This is a genomic window from Kitasatospora brasiliensis (assembly GCF_032654805.1).
Classification (GTDB): domain Bacteria; phylum Actinomycetota; class Actinomycetes; order Streptomycetales; family Streptomycetaceae; genus Kitasatospora; species Kitasatospora brasiliensis.
In genome coordinates this window covers 1,663,824-1,686,446 of record NZ_JAUOOW010000001.1, presented here as the reverse complement: position 1 = coordinate 1,686,446, position 22,623 = coordinate 1,663,824, and the positions used below count along the sequence as shown (strand labels likewise).

Here is a 22,623-nt window from a genome sequence, read left to right as displayed (position 1 = left end):
CGGAGGGCGCCGAACGAGGGGAGTCCCGTGGCGGGGCTCCCCTCATCCGCCCCGCCGCTGCATAGAAATTCTGGACATCGTATACACTTACCCTTTCTCTCGGCACCATACCAGCACCATCACCTCAGGAGCCCGGCATGGCCTTCAACCTCCGGAACAGACACTTCCTCAAGGAACTCGACTTCACCCCCCAGGAGTTCCGCTTCCTGGTGGACCTCGCCGCCGGGCTCAAGGCAGCGAAGTACGCGGGCACCGAGCAGCCCCGGCTGCGCGGCAAGAACATCGCGCTGATCTTCGAGAAGACCTCCACCCGCACCCGCTGCGCCTTCGAGATCGCGGCCCACGACCAGGGTGCCACCACCGTCTACCTGGACCCGGCGGCCTCGCAGATCGGCCACAAGGAGTCCATCAAGGACACCGCCCGGGTGCTCGGCCGGATGTTCGACGGCATCGAGTACCGCGGCCACGGCCAGGAGGTCGTCGAGGAGCTCGCCGAGTACTCCGGCGTGCCGGTCTGGAACGGCCTGACCGACGAGTGGCACCCCACCCAGATGCTGGCCGACGTGCTCACCATCACCGAGCACACCGTCAAGCCGCTCCCCGAGGTCGCCCTCGCCTACCTCGGCGACGCCCGTTCCAACATGGGCAACTCGCTGCTGGTCACCGGCGCCCTGCTCGGCATGGACATCCGGATCGTCGCCCCCCGCGAGCTCTGGCCGGCCGAGGACGTGCGGAAGTCGGCCCAGGCCCTGGCCGAGGCGACCGGTGCCCGGATTACCCTGACCGAGGACGTGGCCGAGGGCGTGGCCGGCGCCGACTTCCTCTACACCGACGTCTGGGTCTCGATGGGCGAGCCCAAGGAGGTCTGGGCCGAGCGGATCGAGCTGCTCAAGCCGTACCAGGTCTCGATGGACACCGTCCGGGCCACCGGCAACCCGGCCGTGAAGTTCCTGCACTGCCTGCCCGCCTTCCACGACCTGGGCACGGTGGTCGGGCGGCAGATGTACGAGGCGACCGGCATGTCCGAGCTGGAGTGCACCGACGAGCTGTTCGAGTCGGCGCACTCCATCGTGTTCGACCAGGCCGAGAACCGGCTGCACACCATCAAGGCGGTCCTGGTCGCCACCCTCGGCTCCTGAGCCCAGGCACTCGGCTCCTGAGCCCAGGCCCAGGTCTGGTCCTCAGCCGTCGAGCTCGTCCAGCTTGACGCACCCCACCCGGTCGGCCGCCGCGTGCCCGCCCGCCGGGCTGCCCGCGTGCAGCACCAGCGAGCGCGCCTCGCCCGGTCGCGGCTGCCACGCCACCGTGGTGGTGGCGCTGCCCGCGCCCCGTCCGTCGGTGCGCAGCACCAGCCGCAGCTCGTTGCGCTCGTTGGCGTACGCCGGGTCGGTGGACGGCTGCACCGGGTCGATCCGGTCCTGGTAGTGCGGCCCGGAGGAGGCCGGATCGGCCCCGCAGCCGCCGGTATGCAGGTGCACCGGGAACTCGTGGTCGGGGGCGAGCCCGGTGGCCGTCAGGGTGAGCGCCGTCCGTCCGGGCACCGAGCGGTCGGTGACGATCCGGGCGTGCGAGCCGTACGGGACCAGATCGTTCGCGTAGCTGACGGCGGCCGGTGGGACGAAGGCGGTGGGCGGGTCGAAGGCGGCCTCGACCACCGAGACCGGGGAGGCGGCGGGGGTGAGCAGGGCCAGCGGCAGCAGGGCGGCGGCGAGCGGAGCGGGCATCGGGGGCGGGCCTTCCACGGTCGGGGCGACGGTCCCCCTGTTAACGGGTCGCAGCCCCCGAGGACACCCCGGTCCGCCGTCGCCCCCTCGCCGACCGGCGCTTCCGGTGGTGAGCTTGTGGGTGGTGCCGCCGATGGCGGCCGCCCGGACGACAGGCGGGTTCGGGCATGCACTATGGTTTATCTCGACATCGAGATAACTGCCCTTTACGATATATCTCGACATCAAGATACTTGCCGAGAGGCGCTCGCCGGCGATGCGGGATAGGTAAGCCTAAGTAAGGCTGACCTTACCACCGCGTGGCGGCCGGATACCGCACGAAGCACCCAGAAGGAGTCAGTCGTGTCCGCGAACAGCTTCGACGCCCGCAGCTCGCTGCAGGTGGGCGACGAGTCGTACGAGATCTTCAAGCTCTCCGCCGTCGAGGGTTCCGAGCGGCTGCCCTACAGCCTCAAGGTGCTGCTGGAGAACCTGCTCCGCACGGAGGACGGCGCGAACATCACCGCCGACCACATCCGGGCCCTGGGCAACTGGGACGAGAACGCCCAGCCGAGCCAGGAGATCCAGTTCACCCCGGCCCGCGTGATCATGCAGGACTTCACCGGCGTGCCGTGCGTGGTCGACCTCGCCACCATGCGTGAGGCCGTCAAGGAGCTGGGCGGCGACCCGGCCAAGATCAACCCGCTGGCCCCGGCCGAGCTGGTCATCGACCACTCGGTCATCGCCGACAAGTTCGGCACCAAGGACGCGTTCACCCAGAACGTCGAGATCGAGTACGGCCGCAACAAGGAGCGCTACCAGTTCCTGCGCTGGGGCCAGACCGCCTTCGACGAGTTCAAGGTCGTCCCGCCGGGCACCGGCATCGTCCACCAGGTGAACATCGAGCACCTGGCCCGCACCGTCATGGTCCGCGGCGGCCAGGCCTACCCGGACACCTGCGTCGGCACCGACTCGCACACCACCATGGTCAACGGCCTGGGCGTGCTGGGCTGGGGCGTCGGCGGCATCGAGGCCGAGGCCGCGATGCTGGGCCAGCCGGTCTCCATGCTGATCCCGCGCGTGGTCGGCTTCAAGCTGACCGGCGAGCTGCCGGCCGGCACCACCGCCACCGACCTGGTGCTCACCATCACCGAGATGCTGCGCAAGCACGGTGTGGTCGGCAAGTTCGTCGAGTTCTACGGCGACGGCATCGGCTCCATCCCGCTGGCCAACCGCGCCACCATCGGCAACATGTCGCCGGAGTTCGGCTCGACCTGCGCGATCTTCCCGATCGACGCCGAGACGATCAACTACCTGAAGCTCACCGGCCGTGACGAGCAGCAGCTCGCCCTGGTCGAGGCGTACGCCAAGGAGCAGGGCCTCTGGCACAACCCGGCGCACGAGCCGGTCTACTCCGAGTACCTGGAGCTGGACGTCTCGACCGTCGTCCCGTCGATCTCCGGCCCGAAGCGCCCGCAGGACCGCGTGATCCTGGCCGAGGCCGCCGAGAAGTTCGCCGAGGCGCTGCCGACCTACTCCGCCGAGGCCTCGAAGCCGACCGCCGTCGCCGCCCCCGACGGCTCGTCCTACGAGATCGACAACGGCGCGGTCGTGATCGCCTCGATCACCTCCTGCACCAACACCTCCAACCCCTCCGTCATGCTGGGCGCCGCCCTGCTGGCGAAGAAGGCCGTGGAGAAGGGCCTGCACGTCAAGCCCTGGGTCAAGACCACCCTGGCGCCCGGCTCCAAGGTCGTCATGGACTACTACGAGAAGGCCGGCCTGCTCCCGTACATGGAGAAGCTGGGCTTCAACCTGGTCGGCTACGGCTGCGTCACCTGCATCGGCAACTCGGGCCCGCTGCCCGAGGAGGTCTCGGCCGCCGTCAACGAGGCCGACCTGGCGGTCGTCTCGGTGCTCTCCGGCAACCGCAACTTCGAGGGCCGGATCAACCCCGACGTCAAGATGAACTACCTGGCCTCCCCGCCGCTGGTGGTCGCCTACGCCCTCGCCGGCAACATGAACGTCGACATCACCCGGGACGCCCTGGGCCAGGACGCCGACGGCAACGACGTCTTCCTCGCCGACATCTGGCCGTCGGAGCAGGAGGTCGCCGACACCGTCGCCGGCTCCATCGACGAGGCCATGTTCGACAAGGGCTACCAGGACGTCTTCGCCGGCGACCACCGCTGGCAGTCGCTCCCGGTCCCGACCGGCAACACCTTCGAGTGGGACGCCGAGTCCACCTACGTCCGCAAGCCCCCGTACTTCGAGGGCATGGCCAAGACCCCGAGCCCGGTGACCGACATCGCCGGCGCCCGCGTCCTGGCCAAGCTGGGCGACTCGGTCACCACCGACCACATCTCCCCGGCCGGCAACATCAAGCCGGGCACCCCGGCGGCTCAGTACCTGACCGCCAACGGTGTCGAGAAGCGCGACTTCAACTCCTACGGTTCCCGTCGTGGCAACCACGAGGTGATGATCCGCGGCACCTTCGCCAACATCCGCCTGCGCAACCAGATCGCGCCGGGCACCGAGGGCGGCTACACCCGCGACTTCACCCAGGCCGACGCGCCGGTGTCGTTCATCTACGACGCCTCGCAGAACTACCAGGCCGCCGGCATCCCGCTGGTCGTCCTGGCGGGCAAGGAGTACGGCTCCGGCTCGTCCCGCGACTGGGCCGCCAAGGGCACCGCGCTGCTGGGCGTCAAGGCCGTCATCGCCGAGTCGTACGAGCGCATCCACCGCTCGAACCTGATCGGCATGGGCGTCCTGCCGCTCCAGTTCCCGGAGGGCGAGAACGCCGAGTCCCTCGGCCTGACCGGCGAGGAGACCTTCTCCATCACCGGCGTGACCGAGCTCAACGAGGGCCGCACCCCGAAGACCGTCAAGGTCAAGGCCGGTGACAAGGAGTTCGACGCGGTCGTCCGCATCGACACCCCCGGTGAGGCGGACTACTACCGCAACGGTGGCATCCTCCAGTACGTGCTGCGCAGCCTGATCGGCTGAGTCCCGGCACAGGCCTAAAAGGGGCCGGACCGCACGTCGCGGTCCGGCCCCTTTCGCGTGCGCCTTCGCGTGCCGCTTTCCCATGCGCTCCCGCGTGCCGCTTTTGCATGCTGCGCCGGTTGCGTCCTACCCCTTGTGCGGTGAACGGCCGATGGACTAAACCTCTGTGGCATCTGGTCCAGACCATTTGACGTTGCCTCAGAGAACAGGTCCGGTATGCCCACTCGCGCCTCAGCCCTGCTCGCCGCCGCCACCGCTGCCGCGCTGCTCGCCGCCCCCGCCACCGCCGGCGCGGCCGACGGCCCGCACGGCCCGAAGCTGAAGGGCCAGCGGGTCGGCTACTTCACCCAGTGGGGCGCCGAGAGCTCCGCCAAGCGGGTCCAGGACTCCGGTCAGGCCGGCAAGCTCACCGTCATCAACTACGCCTTCGGCAACGTGTCCCCCGAGGGCACCTGCTTCGAGAGCAACGAGGCCGGCCAGGGCGACGCCCGCGACGACTACCAGCGCCCCTTCTCCGCCGCCCAGTCGGTGGACGGCGTGGCCGACGCCCCCGGGCAGCAGCTGAAGGGCCACTTCAACCAGCTGCGCAAGCTCAAGGCGAAGAACCCCCAGCTGCGCACGGTCATCTCGCTGGGCGGCTGGACCTGGTCGAAGTACTTCTCCGACGCGGCCGCCACCGAGGAGTCCCGCAAGAAGTTCGTCTCCTCCTGCGTCGACCTCTACCTCAAGGGCGACCTGCCGGTCCTGGCCGACTCCCCGGAGGGCGGCAAGGGCGCGGCCGCGGGCGTCTTCGACGGCATCGACATCGACTGGGAGTACCCGGGCGGCGGCGGGGACGAGGGCAACGTGGTCCGCCCCGAGGACGGGCGCAACTTCACCCTGCTGATGGAGGAGTTCCGCGGCCAGCTGGACGCGCTGAGCGGCAAGAAGGGCAAGCACTACCTGCTGACCGCCGCCGTCGCCGCCAACGAGACCGTCGCCGACCGGCTCGAACTGCCGCAGCTGAGCGAGTCCGTGGACTGGCTGAACGTGATGACCTACGACCTGCACGGCCCGTGGGAGGGCAAGGGCCCGGCCAACCACCAGGCCCCGCTGTACTCCGACCCGACCGACCCGGACCCGCGACAGCGCAGCGCCGACACGGCCGTCGACCACTACCAGGACCGCGGCATGCCCTCCGAGCAGCTCGTCCTCGGCGCCCCGCTGTACGGCCACGGCTGGACGGGCGTCGCCCCCGGCACCCGCGGCGGCCTCTACCAGAGCGCCACCGCGGCCGCGCCGGACCGCTCGTACCAGGAGATCAACGCGCTGCCGGGCAAGGTCTACCTGGACCGCGACCACGGCGCGTCCTGGAAGTACGACGGCACCACCTTCTACAGCTACGACACCGCCGACGTGCTCACCGCGAAGGCCCGCTACACCCGCTGGAACGACCTGGCCGGGGTGATGGTCTGGTCGCTGGACGGCGACGACGCCCAGGGCAGCGCGATCGCCGCCCTGGACCGCGGCCTGAGCCGTGGCTGACGCCGGAAACGGCGGAGGGGCCCGCCGTCGCGACGGCGGGCCCCTCCGGGGTGTGCGTCAGGGCCGGTCGCAGGCCTGCGCCCGCAGCGCCCGGGCCAGGTCGTCCCGGCGCTCCAGCACCAGGCGGCGCAGCGCCGGCGCGGCCTGCGGGTGCCCCTCCAGCCAGGCGTCGGCCTCGGCCAGGGTCTGCTCCCCGGTCTGGGCGATCGGGAAGAAGCCGCCGACGATCCGCATCGCGATCTCGATGCTCCGCTCGGCCCAGATCCGCTCCAGCAGCTTGAAGTACGGCGCCGCGTAGAGAGCGGTCAGGTCACGCTGGGCGGGGATCGAGAAGCCCCCGGTGTTGGCCTCGACCAGGGCGCTCGGCAGCTCGTCCGAGTCGATCACCGCCGACCAGGCGGCGGCCTTGGCCTCCGCGGTGGGCCGGGCGGCCAGGCACTCGGTGTGGTGCCGCTTGCCGCTCGCGGTGTTGTCGGCCGCCAGCTCGGCGGCCAGCTCCTCGTCGGTGGCCTGGCCGGACGCGGCCAGCGCCAGCCACAGCGACCAGCGCAGCTCCTGGTCCACCTCCAGGCCGTCGATCCGGGCGCTGCCGGACAGCAGGCCGCGGACCAGGCCGAGGTGCTCGGCGCCGCCCGCGGTCTGGGCGAGGAAGCGGGCCCAGGCCAGCTGGTGGTCGCTGCCCGGGACGGCGGCGCGCAGCTCGCGCAGCGCGCCGTCGGCGAGCAGCCGGCCGCCCTCGCCGCGCCAGGCCGGGTCGGCGTACAGGTCGACGGCGGTCTTGGCCTGGGCGTGCAGCGACTGGAGGACGCCGATGTTGCCCTCCTGGCCGGCGAAGCGCAGCACCAGGGCGACGTAGTCCCGGGCCGGCATCAGACCGTCCCGGGTGAGGTTCCAGACGGCCGACCAGGCGAGCGCCCTGGCCAGCTCGCCGTGGATGTCGCCGAGGCCGGTGCGCAGGCTCTCCAGTGACTCCTCGTCGAAGCGGATCTTGCAGTACGTCAGGTCGTCGTCGTTGAGCAGCACCAGCGCCGGGCGGGCCAGGCCGACCGCCTCGGCGACCGCCGTCCGGGTACCGGTGACGTCCAGCTCGATCCGCGCGGTGCGCACCAGGGCGCCCTCCGCGTCCCGGTCGTACAGGCCGACCGCGATCCGGTGCGGGCGCAGCACCTCGCCGTCCTGGAGCACGGCCAGCTCGGTGATCCGGCCCTCGGCGTCGGTGGTGACCTGCGGGGTGAGCGCGTTGACCCCGGAGGTCTGGAGCCAGGCGGCGGCCCAGGTCTTGAGGTCGCGGCCGCTGGTCTCCTCCAGCACCTCCAGCAGGTCGCCCAGCTCGGTGTTGCCGAAGGCGTGGCGCTTGAAGTAGCGGCGGGCGCCCTCGAAGAACGCCTCCGAACCGACGTACGCCACCAGCTGCTTGAGGACGGAGGCGCCCTTGGCGTAGGTGATGCCGTCGAAGTTGAGCTTGGCGTCCTCCAGGTCCCGGATGTCCGCGGTGATCGGGTGGGTGGTGGGGAACTGGTCCTGCCGGTAGGCCCAGGCCTTGCGCTGGTTGGCGAAGGTGATCCAGGCCGAGGAGTAGCGGGTGCGGGCGCCGATCAGGCCGTAGGAGCCCATGAAGTCGGCGAAGGACTCCTTCAGCCACAGGTCGTCCCACCAGCGCATGGTGACCAGGTCACCGAACCACATGTGCGCCATCTCGTGCAGGATGACGTTGGCCCGGCCCTCGTACGCGGCGTCGGTGACCTTCGAGCGGAAGACGAACTCCTCGCGGAAGGTGACGCAGCCGGGGTTCTCCATCGCGCCGATGTTGTACTCGGGGACGAAGGCCTGGTCGTACTTGCCGAAGGGGTACGGGTAGTCGAACTCCTCGTGGAAGAAGTCGAGTCCGAGCTTGGTGACGCCGAGGATCTCGTCCGCGTCGAAGTACGGGGCCAGCGACTTGCGGCACATCGCGGAGAGCGGGATCTCCAGCGCGGTGCCGTCGGCCAGCTCACGGCGGTAGTGGTCGCGGGCGACGTGGTACGGGCCGGCGACGACGGCGGTGAGGTAGGTGGAGATCGGCTTGGTCGGCGCGAACTCCCAGGTGCGGGCGTCGCCTTCGGCGGTGACCTTCTCGTGCGGCGCGTTGGACCACACGTCCCAGGCGGCCGGCGCGGTCACGGTGAACGTGAACGGGGCCTTCAGGTCGGGCTGTTCGAAGTTCGCGAACACCCGGCGGGCGTCGGCCGGCTCGTAGTGGGTGTACAGGTAGGTCTCGCCGTCCACCGGGTCGACGAAGCGGTGCAGGCCCTCGCCGGTGCGGCTGTAGGCGCAGTCCGCCTCGACGGTCAGCACGTTCTCGGCGGCCAGGCCGTCGACGTGCACCCGGGCGCCGTCGTAGGCGGTGGCCGGGTCGAGGGCGCGGCCGTTCAGGGTGACCGAGCGGACGGCCGGGGCCAGCAGGTCGAGGAAGGTGTCCGCACCGGGCTGGGAGCAGCGGAAGGTGACGGTGGTGGTGGAGCGGAAGGTGCCGGCCGCCCGGTCCGGGGCCGAGGTCACGTCCAGCCGGACCTGGTAACCGTCCACGGCCAGGATGCTGGCCCGCTGCTGCGCCTCGTCGCGGCTGAGGTTCTTGCCCGGCACGGCGGTACTCCTTTGTCCGGCTCGCACGGTGGTGCGCCAGTGGATGGTGCGGTCTCGGCGCGGGTGTGTTCCGCGCGGGCTCATCCTTTCACGCCTCGCTCCGTCAGTACCATTGCACAGACCGCCGTGCCCGCACCGGAATCAGCGGCGTGGAGCGGATGTTGGCGTTCGGGGGTGGAATACCTCCCTGCCTCGGATCACCTCACGAAGGACGACACCCAGTGACGACTGCCGCTGAGCGCAAGACCGCCGACTTCTGGTTCGACCCGGCCTGTCCCTGGGCGTGGATGACGTCCCGCTGGCTGGTCGAGGTCCAGCAGCTGCGTCCGGTCGACGTGCGCTGGCACGTGATGAGCCTGTCGGTGCTCAACGAGCACCGGGACCTCCCGGAGAGCTACCGCGAGCTGCTGGACAACGCCTGGGGAGCGGTGCGGGTCTGCATCGCCGCCGCCGAGCGGCACGGGCCGGACGTGCTCGGCCGGCTCTACACCGAGCTGGGCCTGCGCTTCCACAACCAGGGCCTGCCGCAGAACCGGGAGACCATCGAGGCCGCCCTGGTGGCCGCGGGCCTGCCCGCCGAGCTGGCCGACGCGGCCGGCACGGACGCGTACGACGAGGCCCTGCGCGCCTCGCACAAGGAGGGCATCACCCTGGTCGGCGAGGACGTCGGCACCCCGGTGATCGCGGTCGAGGGCGTGGACGGCGAGCGGGTCGCCTTCTTCGGCCCGGTGGTCACCCCCGCCCCGAAGGGCGAGGCCGCGGCCCGGCTGTGGGACGGCACCCTGCTGGTGGCCTCCACCCCGGGCTTCTACGAGATCAAGCGCACCCGGACGGCCGGCCCGTCCTTCGAGTGAGCCCCGAGTAGCGGGCGCGGCGAGGGCCCGGTACCGATCGGTACCGGGCCCTCATCGTGCCGCACGTGCGTCAGGGTCAGCTCAGGGCGGCGGCAGCGTCCCGGCGCTGCTTGACCAGCCCGATGCCGGTGAACACCGCGACGAGCACGCCGGCCGCGTACAGCTGGGCGCGGTTGCCCGGGGTGGTGGTCATCAGGGCGAGGATGCCGGCCACCGCGGCCATCGCGATCCAGGTCAGGTACGGGTAGCCCCACATCTTCACGGTGAGCAGCTCGGGCGCCTCACGCTCCAGCCGGCGGCGCATCCGCAGCTGGACCACGCAGATGAACAGCCAGACCACCAGGATCGCCACGCCGGTGGTGTTCATCAGCCAGGTGAACACGGTCTCCGGCCAGAACTTGGCGGCCAGCACGGCGCCGAAGCCGAACAGGCAGGAGGCCAGCACGGCCCGGCGCGGCACCCCGCCGCTGACCTTGGCCAGCGCCTTGGGGCCCTGGCCGCGGCCGACCAGCGAGAACGCCATCCGGGAGGCGCCGTAGATGTTGGCGTTCATCGCGGACAGCAGCGCGACCAGCACCACCACCTGCATGATCGCCCCGGCGGCGGGCACCCCGAGGTGGCTCAGCACGGTGACGTACGGGCCGTCGGAGACGACCTTCGGGTCCTTCCAGGACACCAGGGTGACCACCAGGGCCATCGAGCCGATGTAGAAGATCGCGATCCGCCACACCGCGGTGCGCACGGCGTTGGCGACGTTCTTCTTGGGGTCGTCGGACTCGGCGGCGGCGATGGTGACGGTCTCCAGACCGCCGTACGCGAAGACCGAGGCGACCAGGCCGACGATCAGTCCCTCGACGCCCTTGGGCAGGAAGCCGCCCTGGCCGGTGAGGTTCTCGACGCCGGGGGCGCCGGGGCCGATCACTCCGGCGATGCCCAGCCCGCCGAGGACCAGGAAGGCGATGATCGAGGCGATCTTGATCGCGGCGAACCAGAACTCGAACTCGCCGAAGTTCTTCACCGCGGTGAGGTTGCTGGCGCAGAAGAAGGTCATGAACAGCGCGACCCAGACCCAGGCGGAGACGCCCGGGATCCAGCCGTTGACGATCTTCCCGGCCGCGGTGGCCTCGGCGGCGACACCGCAGCAGAGCATCACCCAGTACATCCAGCCGGAGGTGATCCCGGCCCAGGGGCCGAGCTCCTTCTCGGCGTGCACCGAGAACGAGCCGGAGGCGGGGCGGGCGGCCGACATCTCACCGAGCATCCGCATGATCAGCATGACCAGGAGGCCGGAGAGCACGAACGCGAGGATGATCGCCGGGCCGGCGGCCGCGATGCCGGCGCCGGAGCCGACGAAGAGGCCGGCGCCGATCACGCCGCCGAGGGCGATCATCGACAGGTGGCGCTGCTTCAGCCCGTGGGTGAGCTGCTGTCCCGACGCCGGGCTCGCGGCCGGTTGGGCGCCGCTGGGCGTCCCGGTCGCCGGAGGTGCGGAGGTGGGGGCCATAAGGGGTGGTTCCAGACTGCCGTGCGATAAGCGGTACGAGTTGTCCAATATCCGGCGCCACCCCTGTCCATGCCAAAGATGATCGATCAGGGCTCACCATGCGGACCTCGCCGGAACCCAGCGTGATCACCAGGTAACCAGTTGTCGATCTCGGTCGGTTTCGACAACCCCCGAGGTCAGGGGTTTGTCCGAAACCGACCCGTTCGCCCAATGGATCACCACGTAGGTTCACAGGTGATCACCCACCTGTTCCCGGAGGAGCCCCGATGGCCACCGCCACCACCCCGACACCGCGCCGCGCCGTCCTCGCCGACCTGCTGCCCGCCGCCTCCACCCGCCTCGGCACCCAGGCCCGCGACCTGGCCCTGGTGGTCGGCGGCGCCGCGCTGACCGGCGTGGCCGCCCAGCTGTCGGTCAACGTCCCCGGCTCGCCGGTGCCGGTCACCGGCCAGACGTTCGCCGCCCTGCTGGTCGGCACCGCGCTCGGCGCCCGCCGCGGCATCGCCTCGCTCGCGCTCTACCTGCTGGCCGGCATGGCGGGCCTGCCCTGGTTCGCCGAGGGCACCTCGGGCTGGGCGATGCCCTCCTTCGGCTACGTGCTCGGCTTCGTCCTCGCCGCCGCCGTCACCGGCGCGCTGGCCCGCCGCGGCGCCGACCGCACCCCGGTCAACACCGCCGTCACCATGGTCCTCGGCAGCCTGGCCATCTACGCCGTCGGCGTCCCGTACCTCGCCCTGACCCTGCACGTGTCGCTCGCCCGCGCCGCCGAGCTCGGCCTCTACCCGTACCTGGTCGGCGACGCCCTCAAGGCCGCCTTCGCCGCCGGCGCCCTGCCGCTGGCCTGGAAGCTGCTCGGCAAGCGCTGACCCGCCAGGCCTGCGAGCCCCCATCCGGCGCACCCGTTGTCGGGCCCGGGCGCACCCGCATGCCACACTCATGGCATGCGCGTGTACCTGGGCTCCGACCATGCCGGATACGAACTGAAGAACCACCTCGTGGAGTGGCTCAAGGGGGCCGGCCACGAGCCGGTCGACTGCGGGCCGCACATCTACGACGCCGAGGACGACTACCCGCCGTTCTGCCTGCGCGCCGCCGAGCGCACCGCCGCCGACCCGGAGGCGCTGGGCATCGTGATCGGCGGCTCGGGCAACGGCGAGGCGATCGCCGCCAACAAGGTCAAGGGCGTCCGGGCCGCGCTGGCCTGGAGCACGCAGACCGCCGAGCTCGGCCGTCAGCACAACAACGCCAACGTGATCTCCATCGGCGGCCGCATGCACACGCAGGACGAGGCCACCGAGTTCGTCGAGGTCTTCCTCAAGACCCCCTACAGCGGTGAGCCCCGGCACACCCGCCGGATCGAGATGCTCAGCGAGTACGAGACCACCGGCGAACTCCCGCCGATCCCGGCCCACCACCCCCAGGGCTGATCCCCCCACCCGACCTTCCCGGCGGCCGGCCGCACACTCCCGTGCGACCGGCCGCCGCCGGCGCCGGGGCGCTCACAGGCCCCGCGACGGCTGTGGGATCGGCCACAGGACCGGCGCGCGGACACACCCGCACGCGGGGCGCGTACACCGACCGCCTGGTTCGTACGCCCCAACCCGCACACGCCTCCTGACGGCACACCCACCACCCTCCCGATCGGCCGAATCCCGCCCCGCACCCCGCGCTCCGGCGACCGCGCCCGCCCCCGGCCCGTCGACGCCGGGCGGTACCCGTGGATAGGGTCGGACCCCATGGCTGGCAGAGCGCCGGGCACCAAGCCCCAGACGACTGCGACGAGGCCCGGCGCCGCCCCGGCGTCCGAGCCCGTGACGGCCCGGTTGCGCAAGAGGGTCCGCCGGGTCCGCCGAAGGCTGCGCACGGCCGGTGTCGACTACTTCCGCGGCGGCGCCGCCGACTGGCCGGTGCTCTGCGCACTCGCCCTGCTCGTCCCGGTGCTGATCCTGCTCAACATCTGGATGCCCGACTGGGCCCCGCCCACCTCCCTGGTCCTGCCGATCCTGGCCGGCGCCCTGCTGCTGCGCCCCGGCAGCCTGGTGGTGCTCTACGCCCTGGCCGCGCTCGGCCTCTCCTCCGAGTCCGTGATCCACACCGGCCAGCGGGTCGCCAGCGACAACCCCGAGGCCTACCTCTACGGCGTCACCCCGGGCGCCGCCCTGGTGGTCGGCGCCGCCGGCGTCGGCGGCCTGCTGCTGGCCCAGTTCCGGGCCCGGGTCGGCGTGCCCTGGTGGGGCGGCTCCACCATGCTGTTCGACCTGCGCGAGCGGCTGCGGGTGCAGAGCCGGGTGCCCGCGCTGCCGGACGGCTGGCACGCGGACATGGCGCTGCGTCCGGCCGGCGGCCAGTCCTTCTCCGGGGACTTCGTGGTCGCCGCCCGCACCGGCCCCGGCCAGCGGCTGCTGGAGGTGGTCCTCGCGGACGTCTCCGGCAAGGGCATGGACGCCGGCTCCCGCGCCCTGCTGCTCTCCGGCGCCTTCGGCGGCCTGGTCGGCTCGCTGCCCGCGCACGACTTCCTGCCTGCCGCCAACGGCTACCTGCTGCGCCAGTCCTGGGACGAGGGCTTCGCCACCGCCGTCCACCTGGTGCTGGACCTGGACACCGGCGAGTACGAGCTGCTCTCCGCCGGGCACCTGCCGGGCATGCAGCGCCTGGCGGGGGAGGGGCGCTGGGAGGTCAAGCAGGCCGAGGGCCCGCTGCTCGGGATCTACGACGGCGCCAAGTTCGAGGGCGTGCGCGGCCGACTGAACCGGGGCGACGTCCTGATGCTCTGCACCGACGGCATGGTCGAGGCGCCGGGCCGGGACCTCGGGGAGGGCATGGACCGGCTGATGGGGGAGGCGGACCGGCTGGTGCCCGGTGGCGGCCCCGGCACCGGCGCGGGCGCCGCGGCCGCGCTGATCGAGACGGTGGCCCGGGACATCAACGACGACCGTGCCCTGCTGCTGCTCTGGCGCGACTAGCGCCGCGAGACCCCGCGAGCGGGCGAGTCACAGCCGGCGCGACTGTCAAGCCTGGTAGCTGATCTTCAGCCAAATCGGACGCCCCGTCGGCGGACCGGACCAGCGGCTTCCGTTACCCGCCCCCGGTCGTCTTCCCGCCGCTCAGCACGCCCCCGCCGACGGTTCGTCAAGACCGCTCCGCTATCGTCCCGGTCGGCGGAAACTCGTCTCGCATCGCAGGATATGGCGTTGGACTGACTTTCAGACCTTTACGCAATCGGCACGGTCGACCACACTGAGTCCGGGCGGGACTGTTCAGGATTCGGGGGATTGGGGGCGTCACATGCGGCACGACAGAGAGCGTTCGACCGTGGGCTCCTTCGCCGGCGGTGTGCCGGACGGTCCGCGGTTCCGCCTCGGGACCGTCGGACAGGCCGGGGTCCGGCTTTCGCAGGTGCCGCCGGGCGGTGGCACCCCGCTATGAAAACGAGGAAGTGAGTCCGGGTGGCACTCTCCGTCTCCGCACTGGTCCTGTTCGCGATCCTGTGCATCATCTTCATCCGCAACAAGCAGATGAAGATCCCGCACGCGATCGTCGCCGCCCTGTTCGGCTTCATGCTGCACGAGACCACGGTCGCGTCCTCGATCAACTCCCTGCTGTCCAACCTGGCGCACAGCATCTCCGGCATCACCGGAGGCTGACCCGGTCGGCCCTGCGCCCCGCTCGCCCCGGGCGTCATCAGGCGAGCGGGCGAGTCACGGCTACCGGTCGGCCCGTCCGGCCCTCCGCCAGCGAGCGAACAGTCCCCGGGGGCGGGCCGCCGCCGGGGTCGGGACGCGCATCGGTGCGGGTGCCTCGGCACCCGCCGACGCGTGCTGCCCCGCTGCCTCCGGTTCGGCCGTCAGCAGGACGAACAGCCTTGCCCAGCACAGTCGTTCACCCCGTGGCCAGTCCAGCGCGCGCAGCGCCGCCGACGCCGCCTCGGACACCTCGCCGCCCACCCGGACCTCGGCGACGTCGTCCCCCGCCTTCCCGCCCAGGAAGAGCTTGACGCCCACCGGCCCGGGCCCGGTCAACTCCGCGCGCAGCGCGGGCGCCAGCGCCGGCAGCACCCGGTGCTCGGCCAGCCAGCCCGCCAGGTGCTCGTTGCCGAAGCCGAACACCGCGGCCGGCCCCTGCACCGCGCGCCAGCCCGGGAGCTCGGGCAGGTCCGGGTGGTCGGCGTGCACCCCGTGCCGCTCCGCCTCCTCGACCAGTACCGAGGCGGTGGTGGTCGCCCACATCTTCACCGCGTTGGCGAGCTTCTCCTCCTCGGTCTTGCCGAGTCCGGCCGCGCAGTCCCACACCACCGGGGCGTCCGCCCGGCCCAGGTGCAGTACGAAGCCGAGGTCCACGTGCCCGGCGCCGTCGTCCCCGGGGTGCTCGCGCACCGCCACCGCCGTGGTGCCGGGGCCGCGGACCACCTCGCCGTCCGGGCGGAACACCTGGCCCAGCCGCGCCATCTCCAGGACCACACAGCGCTGTATGACGGCCAGTCGCTCCTGCGAACGCACCGGGACTCCTCCACCTCGGGAGCGCCGCGCCGGATCGCGCTCGAACTGCGCTCGAACGCCGCCGAGGCTATCGGCCCGGCAGCCCACCGGGAAACCATCCGGGCCCTATGGCCCTCCGGTCGCGGAAATGTGCCGAATGCCCCACTTTGGGCAGCGGAACCCGACCGCCGTCCGCCCGGAGAGCCCGCATGCCCCGCACCACCGCCCCGGCCCCGCCCGTCCTCCTCGCCCCCGGCCCGCCACCGTTCGGCCCAGCCGCCGACGGCCTGGTCGCCGAAATCGAGGCCTACCTCGCCTCGCTGCCCGCCCCCGCGCGCACCCCGGTGCCGTACGTCTGCCCGTATGGCAGCGTCCTGCGGCCCTGGCGGGCCGGCCACCCCGAGCCCCGGGCCACCCTGCTCGACCGGGCGCTGCACCGGCCCGCCCGGCCCGTCCCGGTCAGCGCGGCCGACCACCTGCGACTGGCCTCCCGCTACATCGGGGCGCACGGCTGGCTCCAGGGCGCGATGTGGGACGCGGCCGGCCGGGTCTGCCTGCTCGGCGCGCAGGCCGCCGTCCTGGCACACGGCTACGGCACCCCGGCCACCGTCCGCACCGCCCGGGTGCAGCTGATGGAGGTGCTGCACGCCACCGGCCGCCCGGCGCGCTCCCCGGACGAGTTCAACGACCGGCCCGGCACCCGGGAGGGCGACGTCCACCAGCTGCTGGACCGGGCCGCCGCCCGGGCCGCCCGGCTGGGCCTCTGAGGCCGGGGCCCGCGCCCGGACCCGGAAACGTCGACGGCCCCGGCGTGCTGAGCACACCGGGGCCGGACCGAAGAGCGGGCGACGAGAATCGAACTCGCGTGACTAGTTTGGAAGACTAGGGCTCTACCATTGAGCTACGCCCGCACGAGCCTCCGAACCGTCACCGGCCGGAAGTTCGGGGGACAGCCTACCTGGTCCGGGCGCCCGAATGCACACCGCATCGCGTCACACCCCCTGCGCGCCCGCGCGGTATAAGCCGCGTTCGCGCCCGCGCGGAACAAGCGGAAGAAGTCGGCGAACCCCTGCAGGCCCGGCGTGTACGCTTCCTCTCGGCACCACGGGGTGTGGCGCAGTTTGGTAGCGCGTCCGCTTTGGGAGCGGAAGGCCGTCGGTTCGAATCCGGTCACCCCGACAGTGCGGCAGGGTCTCGCCCACCGGGGCGGGGCCCTGTTCTGTATCGGACCTCCACGACGGCGATACGGTGGCGTCTGGCGTCCGCCTTTCGTGGTACCGGTAGGATGGGGCGCTGGCGGTAGTCCCTGTGGCGTCCACCCAGGTCAACCGCACGAGGGCGAGGAGTCAAGCTCACCGTCCACCCCACGGGAGATGCAGCTCCAACCGCCCATCGCCCGTCTCGTCCGACCCCCCTTCCGGCTCCGGCCGGGTGACGGGGACGGGCGGAGACAACCCGACCGCAAGCCCATAGGAGACCAAACCGTGAAGAGCGCCGTCGAGACTCTGAACCCGACCCGGGTTCGACTCACCGTCGAGGTGCCCTTCGAGGAGCTCAAGCCCAGCCTCGACGCGGCGTACAAGAAGATCAACCAGCAGGTCTCGGTCCCGGGCTTCCGCAAGGGCAAGATCCCGAACCGGGTCATCGACCAGCGCTTCGGCCGTGGTGCCGTGCTGGAAGAGGCCGTCAACGACGCCCTGCCGCGCTTCTACACGCAGGCCGTCGACGAGGGCAAGATCGAGGTCCTCGGCCAGCCCGACATCACCAACATCGAGGGTGTCGAGAAGATCGCCGATGGCGGCGACCTGAAGTTCACCGCCGAGGTGGATGTCCGCCCGGAGATCACCCTGCCGGAGTTCTCCTCCATCGAGGTGACCGTCGACCCGATCGTCGTCGCCGACGAGGACGTCGACAAGTCCCTGGAGCAGCTGCGCGAGCGCTTCTCCTCGGTCAAGGACGTCGAGCGCGCCGCCGCCGCCGGTGACATCGTGGTCGTGGACCTGGTCGCCAAGGTCGACGGCGAGGTGCCGGACGACGGCACCGCCAGCGGCGTCAGCTACGAGATCGGCTCGGGCCGTCTGATCGACGGCATCGACGAGGCCGTCGTCGGCCTGTCGGCCGGCGAGGAGAAGACCTTCGAGACCGAGCTCAAGGGTGGCACCCAGGCGGGCAAGACCTCCGAGGTCACCGTCACCGTCACCGCCGTCCAGGAGAAGGAGCTGCCGGAGCTGGACGACGAGTTCGCCCAGCTGGCCAGCGAGTTCGACACCCTGGAGGACCTGCGCGCCGACTCCCGCAAGCGCCTTGAGCGCATGAAGGAGTACGACCAGGCGACCCAGGCCCAGGAGAAGGTGCTGGACGCGCTGCTCGGCCTGGTTGAGATCGAGTACCCCGAGAAGCTCCTCAAGGACGAGATCGAGACCCGCAAGCACAACGTGGAGCACCACCAGCTCCAGCCGATGGGTCTCACCGTCGACGCCTACCTGGAGACCCAGGGCAAGACCCGTGAGGAGTGGGACGCCGAGGTCGAGGAGCAGGCGAAGAAGGGCATCAAGACCCAGTTCGTCCTGGACCAGATCGTCGCCAACGAGGAGCTGGGTGTTAACCAGGAGGAGCTGACCGAGCACCTCATCCGCCGCGCCGCCGGCTCGGGCCTCACCCCGGACCAGTTCGCGCAGCAGGTCGTCCAGGGCGGCCAGGTTCCGCTGCTGGTCGGCGAGGTCGCCCGCGGCAAGGCCCTGGCCACCGTGGTCGAGGCCGCCAAGGTCGTCGACACCGAGGGCAACGAGGTCAACTTCGACGACGAGGACGAGACGGCCGAGACCGTCGAGGCCGCCGCCGAGGACGCTGCCGAGGAGAAGACCGAGGCCTGAGTGCCCCGGTAGCCCCCTGAGGCAACCCAGCGGGCCCGGACGCCGTAAGGTGTCCGGGCCCGCTGTCGTCGGGTCCCGACTCCGCCACGACCCTGCGCTCACAGCGAACAGTTCTGCGTGAGGGATTCTGCGGCCCGGCCTGCGCGTTAGGGTCCTTGGACAGCACCAATCACGACGTGATACCCGAAGCTGTGCACCATCGTGACGGCCGTGGAGCGACCGTCCAACCCGACTGAGCAGGTGGCAAGTGACGTTCCCGCAGATCCAGATGCCTGGCCCGATGGCGCCGCACGCCGCCGCTGGTGACGTGCTCGGCGGCCTTGGCGACCAGGTCTACAACCGGCTGCTCAACGAGCGGATCATCTTCCTCGGCCAGGCAGTCGACGACGACATCGCCAACCGGATCACCGCGCAGCTGCTGCTGCTGGCCGCGGACCCGGACAAGGACATCTTCCTCTACATCAACTCCCCGGGCGGCTCGATCTCGGCCGGCATGGCGATCTACGACACCATGCAGTACATCAAGAACGACGTCGTCACGATCGCGATGGGCATGGCCGCCTCGATGGGCCAGTTCCTGCTGACCGCGGGCGCCCCCGGCAAGCGCTTCTCGCTGCCGAACTCGACCATCCTGATGCACCAGCCCTCCGCGGGCCTCGGTGGCTCCGCCACCGACATCCGCATCCAGGCGGAGCAGCTGCTCCGCACCAAGAAGCGGATGTCCGAGCTGATCGCCCAGCACAGCGGCCGGTCCTTCGACCAGATCACCGCGGACTCCGACCGCGACCGCTGGTTCAGCCCGGAGGAGGCCCTGGAGTACGGCCTGATCGACGCGATCATGCACAGCGCCGCGGATGTCCCCGGCGGCGGCGGCACGGGCGCTGCCTGAGCTTCGGCCCGTCCCGCGAGACCACAGCCCCAACGCCCCGGAGGACAAGGACCCCCATGAACATCCCCAGCCTGTCGGCCGCCAAGGCCCGCGTCGAGGACATGCGCGCCGAGGGCCGCTACATCGTGCCGCGCTTCGTCGAGCGCACCACGCAGGGCATCCGCGAGTACGACCCGTACGCCAAGCTGTTCGAGGAGCGGATCATCTTCCTCGGCTCGCAGGTCGACGACGTCTCGGCGAACGACATCATGGCGCAGCTGCTGTGCCTGGAGTCGATGGACCCGGACCGCGAGATCCAGATGTACATCAACTCGCCCGGTGGCTCGTTCACGGCCCTGACGGCCATCTACGACACCATGCAGTACGTCAAGCCGGACATCACCACGGTCTGCATGGGCCAGGCGGCCTCCGCCGCGGCCGTGCTGCTCGCCGCCGGCACCCCCGGCAAGCGGATGGCGCTGCCGAACGCCCGGATCCTGATCCACCAGCCGTACACCGAGACCGGCCGCGGCCAGGTGTCCGACCTGGAGATCCAGGCCAAGGAGATCTTCCGGATGCGCGAGCAGCTGGAGGAGATGCTCTCCAAGCACTCCAAGAAGTCGCCGGAGCAGGTGCGCGAGGACATCGAGCGCGACAAGATCCTCACCGCCGAGGAGGCCGCCGAGTACGGCCTGATCGACCAGATCATCACCACCCGCAAGACCTCGCTGACCTCCTGAGGTCGGCACCCTCCCGCCCGCCATCGGACGGGAGGGGCCATCGGGGCGGGCCCGTAGGACGGCATCTGTTCGGTATCAATTCGCCCAGGGCGTAGGGCAGACCTGGCGAAGAGGCCGGAATCACGGGCCCGACAGAGTACCGTCGGATACCGAGACCGAGCGCCCTCGGCGTTGACGGTCCACAGCACCAGGCCCCGGAACCCTGCGGGGCCCCTGGCGAAGGGGAAGCACCTCGTGGCACGCATCGGAGACGGTGGCGACCTGCTCAAGTGCTCGTTCTGCGGCAAGTCGCAGAAGCAGGTGAAGAAGCTGATCGCCGGACCAGGCGTGTACATCTGCGACGAGTGCATCGACCTGTGCAACGAGATCATCGAGGAGGAACTCGCCGAGACCTCCGAGGTGCGCTTCGAGGAACTCCCGAAGCCGCGCGAGATCTACGAGTTCCTGGACCAGTACGTGGTCGGCCAGGACCTCGCCAAGAAGGCGCTGTCGGTGGCGGTCTACAACCACTACAAGCGCGTCCAGGCCGGCGAGGCGGGCCGCAGCGGCGGCAACGGCCGCGAGGACGCCATCGAGCTGGCCAAGTCCAACATCCTGCTGCTGGGCCCCACCGGCTCCGGCAAGACGCTGCTGGCGCAGACCCTGGCCCGGATGCTCAACGTGCCGTTCGCGATCGCGGACGCCACCGCGCTGACCGAGGCCGGCTACGTCGGCGAGGACGTCGAGAACATCCTGCTCAAGCTGATCCAGGCGGCCGACTACGACGTCAAGAAGGCCGAGACCGGGATCATCTACATCGACGAGATCGACAAGGTCGCGCGCAAGAGCGAGAACCCGTCGATCACCCGGGACGTCTCCGGCGAGGGCGTGCAGCAGGCCCTGCTGAAGATCCTGGAGGGCACCACCGCGTCGGTGCCGCCGCAGGGCGGGCGCAAGCACCCGCACCAGGAGTTCATCCAGATCGACACCACCAACGTGCTGTTCATCGTCGGCGGCGCGTTCGCCGGCCTGGAGCGGATCATCGAGGGCCGCGCGGGTGCCAAGGGCATCGGCTTCGGCGCCAACATCCGCTCCAAGCGGGAGTCGGACGCCAGCGACCACTTCCGCCAGGTGATGCCCGAGGACCTGGTGAAGTTCGGCATGATCCCCGAGTTCATCGGCCGGCTGCCGGTGATCACCAGCGTGCACAACCTGGACCGCGAGGCGCTGCTCCAGATCCTCACCGAGCCGCGCAACGCGCTGGTCAAGCAGTACCGCAAGCTCTTCGAACTGGACGGCGTGGAGCTGGAGTTCTCCCGGGACGCGCTGGAGGCGATCGCCGACCAGGCGATCCTGCGCGGCACCGGCGCGCGCGGGCTGCGGGCCATCATGGAGGAGGTGCTGATGTCCGTGATGTACGAGGTCCCCTCGCGCCAGGACGTCGCCCGCGTGGTGGTCACCGGGGACGTGGTCTCCAAGCACGCCATCCCCACCCTGGTGCCGCGCGACATGATCAAGCGCGAGCGCCGCGACAAGAGCGCCTGACCCCAGGGCTCCACGAACAACGGGAAGGGCCCCGCACCGTTTCGGTGCGGGGCCCTTCGTCGTTGCCGCGGGTGTTACTTCGCCACCTCGGCGACCGCGCGCAGGTCGCGGGTCTCGGCGGCGAGCTTGTCCAGGTCGGGCTTGCCGCCGTCCTCCGGCACCCGCATGACGATGGCCAGGCTGCTGCTGTCGGCCCAGGCGCACAGCCCGATGTCACCGTCGGACTCGGTCATCACGCCGCACTCCATGGTGCCGCCCTTGGGCCCGGCGTCCACGCTGTGCCGGTCCGTCACCTTCGTGCCGTCACCGGCCGCGCCCTTGAAGGCCGAGTCCAGCTCCTGCTTGGGCAGCAGGACCTTCCCGTAGACCCCGACCACGATGAGCTGCGGCTCCGACTTCGAGTCCTCGTACATCCCGGCCACGCCGGTGGGCTTCCAGTTGCCGTCGCCCTTGCCGATGCTGTCGGTCATGGACTTCTCCATGGCGTCGGTGACCGCGCTGTCGTTGCTGAGCTTGAGGTCCTTGAAGGCGGCCGGCAGGACGACCTTCTCGGTGCCCGCGTTGCTGGCCACGTTCCAGGCGAAGTACGCCAGCGCGCCGCCGCCCAGGAGCAGGACGGCGGCGATGGTGCCGAGCACGATCCACAGCGTCTTGCGGGACTTGCGCGGCGGCACCGGCGCGTACCCGGCGTAGCCCGGGTGGCCGGCCTGGTCGGGCGCGGGGTAGCCGGCCTGGCCGGGCTGGCCGTAGGGCTGGTTGGCGGGCGGCACCGGGGCGCCGTAGGGGGTCTGCTCGGTCACTGGGCAACTTTCACGCGTCATTGGGGCCCGATGGTGCAGAAACGTTCCTCCCATCGGGCGAGTGCCGCGCACGCTACCGCACGGGGCCCACCAGGGGTGAGAGCGGTCCGCGGACCGAAAGCGGTTC

At 71.0% G+C, this 22,623-nt stretch carries 18 protein-coding genes and 2 tRNA genes; 14 read left to right on the top strand and 6 right to left on the bottom strand.

What is annotated here, in order from left to right; genetic code table 11:
- The first annotated feature begins 137 nt into the window (after positions 1-137).
- Positions 138-1,139 carry an ornithine carbamoyltransferase gene (gene argF / locus QWJ13_RS07700; RefSeq protein ID WP_316521515.1) on the top strand — a complete coding sequence of 334 codons (1,002 nt, stop codon included), beginning with the start codon at positions 138-140 and terminating at the stop codon, positions 1,137-1,139.
- A 42-nt stretch (positions 1,140-1,181) separates the two neighbouring features.
- Here argF and QWJ13_RS07695 read toward each other — a convergent pair whose 3' ends face one another.
- Positions 1,182-1,724, bottom strand: coding sequence for a superoxide dismutase family protein (locus QWJ13_RS07695; RefSeq protein ID WP_316521514.1), 543 nt, complete (start codon positions 1,722-1,724; stop codon positions 1,182-1,184).
- 342 nt (positions 1,725-2,066) lie between these two features.
- Here QWJ13_RS07695 and acnA point away from each other — a divergent pair, with 342 nt between their 5' ends.
- Both acnA and QWJ13_RS07685 read left to right on the top strand, forming a co-directional pair.
- A complete protein-coding gene (gene acnA, locus QWJ13_RS07690; RefSeq protein ID WP_316521513.1) occupies positions 2,067-4,712 on the top strand; it encodes an aconitate hydratase AcnA in 2,646 nt (881 codons plus the stop codon).
- A 216-nt stretch (positions 4,713-4,928) separates the two neighbouring features.
- On the top strand, positions 4,929-6,236 hold the full coding sequence (locus QWJ13_RS07685; protein WP_316521511.1) for a glycoside hydrolase family 18 protein: 1,308 nt from the start codon (positions 4,929-4,931) through the stop codon (positions 6,234-6,236).
- A gap of 57 nt (positions 6,237-6,293) precedes the next feature.
- Here QWJ13_RS07685 and pepN read toward each other — a convergent pair whose 3' ends face one another.
- Positions 6,294-8,858: an aminopeptidase N gene (gene pepN / locus QWJ13_RS07680; RefSeq protein WP_316521509.1), complete on the bottom strand. Its 2,565-nt coding sequence runs from the start codon at positions 8,856-8,858 to the stop codon at positions 6,294-6,296.
- Between the two features lie 221 nt (positions 8,859-9,079).
- On the opposite strand from pepN, the gene QWJ13_RS07675 reads away from it, so the two are divergent.
- Positions 9,080-9,712: a mycothiol-dependent nitroreductase Rv2466c family protein gene (locus tag QWJ13_RS07675; protein WP_316521507.1), complete on the top strand. Its 633-nt coding sequence runs from the start codon at positions 9,080-9,082 to the stop codon at positions 9,710-9,712.
- A gap of 76 nt (positions 9,713-9,788) precedes the next feature.
- Here the strand turns inward: QWJ13_RS07675 and QWJ13_RS07670 are convergent, their stop codons facing one another.
- Positions 9,789-11,216, bottom strand: a complete 1,428-nt coding sequence (locus tag QWJ13_RS07670; protein WP_316521506.1) for an amino acid permease — start codon at positions 11,214-11,216, stop codon at positions 9,789-9,791.
- A 266-nt stretch (positions 11,217-11,482) separates the two neighbouring features.
- On the opposite strand from QWJ13_RS07670, the gene QWJ13_RS07665 reads away from it, so the two are divergent.
- The 4 genes from QWJ13_RS07665 (at position 11,483) to QWJ13_RS07650 (ending at position 14,860) form a co-directional block, all read left to right on the top strand.
- Positions 11,483-12,082 carry a biotin transporter BioY gene (locus tag QWJ13_RS07665; RefSeq protein WP_316521505.1) on the top strand — a complete coding sequence of 200 codons (600 nt, stop codon included), beginning with the start codon at positions 11,483-11,485 and terminating at the stop codon, positions 12,080-12,082.
- Between the two features lie 75 nt (positions 12,083-12,157).
- Complete coding sequence (locus tag QWJ13_RS07660) at positions 12,158-12,643, top strand: ribose-5-phosphate isomerase (RefSeq protein ID WP_316521504.1); 486 nt, start codon at positions 12,158-12,160, stop codon at positions 12,641-12,643.
- 309 nt (positions 12,644-12,952) lie between these two features.
- Complete coding sequence (locus tag QWJ13_RS07655; RefSeq protein WP_316521502.1) at positions 12,953-14,179, top strand: PP2C family protein-serine/threonine phosphatase; 1,227 nt, start codon at positions 12,953-12,955, stop codon at positions 14,177-14,179.
- A 483-nt stretch (positions 14,180-14,662) separates the two neighbouring features.
- Positions 14,663-14,860, top strand: coding sequence for a hypothetical protein (locus QWJ13_RS07650; protein WP_316521500.1), 198 nt, complete (start codon positions 14,663-14,665; stop codon positions 14,858-14,860).
- Positions 14,861-14,920: 60 nt separating this feature from the next.
- Here QWJ13_RS07650 and QWJ13_RS07645 read toward each other — a convergent pair whose 3' ends face one another.
- The gene (locus QWJ13_RS07645; protein WP_316521498.1) at positions 14,921-15,712 is read right to left on the bottom strand and encodes a DUF6348 family protein; all 792 of its coding nucleotides are present in this window, start codon (positions 15,710-15,712) and stop codon (positions 14,921-14,923) included.
- Positions 15,713-15,900: 188 nt separating this feature from the next.
- On the opposite strand from QWJ13_RS07645, the gene QWJ13_RS07640 reads away from it, so the two are divergent.
- Entirely contained in the window at positions 15,901-16,458 is a 558-nt protein-coding gene (locus QWJ13_RS07640) for a DUF6197 family protein (RefSeq protein WP_316521496.1), read from the top strand.
- Positions 16,459-16,531: 73 nt separating this feature from the next.
- On the opposite strand, the gene QWJ13_RS07635 is transcribed toward QWJ13_RS07640, so the two are convergent.
- A tRNA-Gly gene (locus QWJ13_RS07635) sits at positions 16,532-16,602 on the bottom strand.
- 194 nt (positions 16,603-16,796) lie between these two features.
- On the opposite strand from QWJ13_RS07635, the gene QWJ13_RS07630 reads away from it, so the two are divergent.
- The 5 genes from QWJ13_RS07630 to clpX all read left to right on the top strand — a co-directional run bounded on the left by QWJ13_RS07630 (position 16,797) and on the right by clpX (position 21,696).
- Positions 16,797-16,870: transfer RNA gene (locus tag QWJ13_RS07630), tRNA-Pro, on the top strand.
- Positions 16,871-17,175: 305 nt separating this feature from the next.
- Entirely contained in the window at positions 17,176-18,564 is a 1,389-nt protein-coding gene (gene tig / locus QWJ13_RS07625) for a trigger factor (protein ID WP_316521494.1), read from the top strand.
- A gap of 268 nt (positions 18,565-18,832) precedes the next feature.
- Complete coding sequence (locus tag QWJ13_RS07620) at positions 18,833-19,453, top strand: ATP-dependent Clp protease proteolytic subunit (protein WP_432277455.1); 621 nt, start codon at positions 18,833-18,835, stop codon at positions 19,451-19,453.
- Between the two features lie 56 nt (positions 19,454-19,509).
- The gene (locus QWJ13_RS07615) at positions 19,510-20,172 is read left to right on the top strand and encodes an ATP-dependent Clp protease proteolytic subunit (RefSeq protein WP_316521491.1); all 663 of its coding nucleotides are present in this window, start codon (positions 19,510-19,512) and stop codon (positions 20,170-20,172) included.
- A 234-nt stretch (positions 20,173-20,406) separates the two neighbouring features.
- The gene (gene clpX, locus QWJ13_RS07610; RefSeq protein ID WP_030058268.1) at positions 20,407-21,696 is read left to right on the top strand and encodes an ATP-dependent Clp protease ATP-binding subunit ClpX; all 1,290 of its coding nucleotides are present in this window, start codon (positions 20,407-20,409) and stop codon (positions 21,694-21,696) included.
- 74 nt (positions 21,697-21,770) lie between these two features.
- Here clpX and QWJ13_RS07605 read toward each other — a convergent pair whose 3' ends face one another.
- Positions 21,771-22,496 carry a hypothetical protein gene (locus QWJ13_RS07605; RefSeq protein ID WP_316521486.1) on the bottom strand — a complete coding sequence of 242 codons (726 nt, stop codon included), beginning with the start codon at positions 22,494-22,496 and terminating at the stop codon, positions 21,771-21,773.
- Positions 22,497-22,623: the final 127 nt, after the last annotated feature.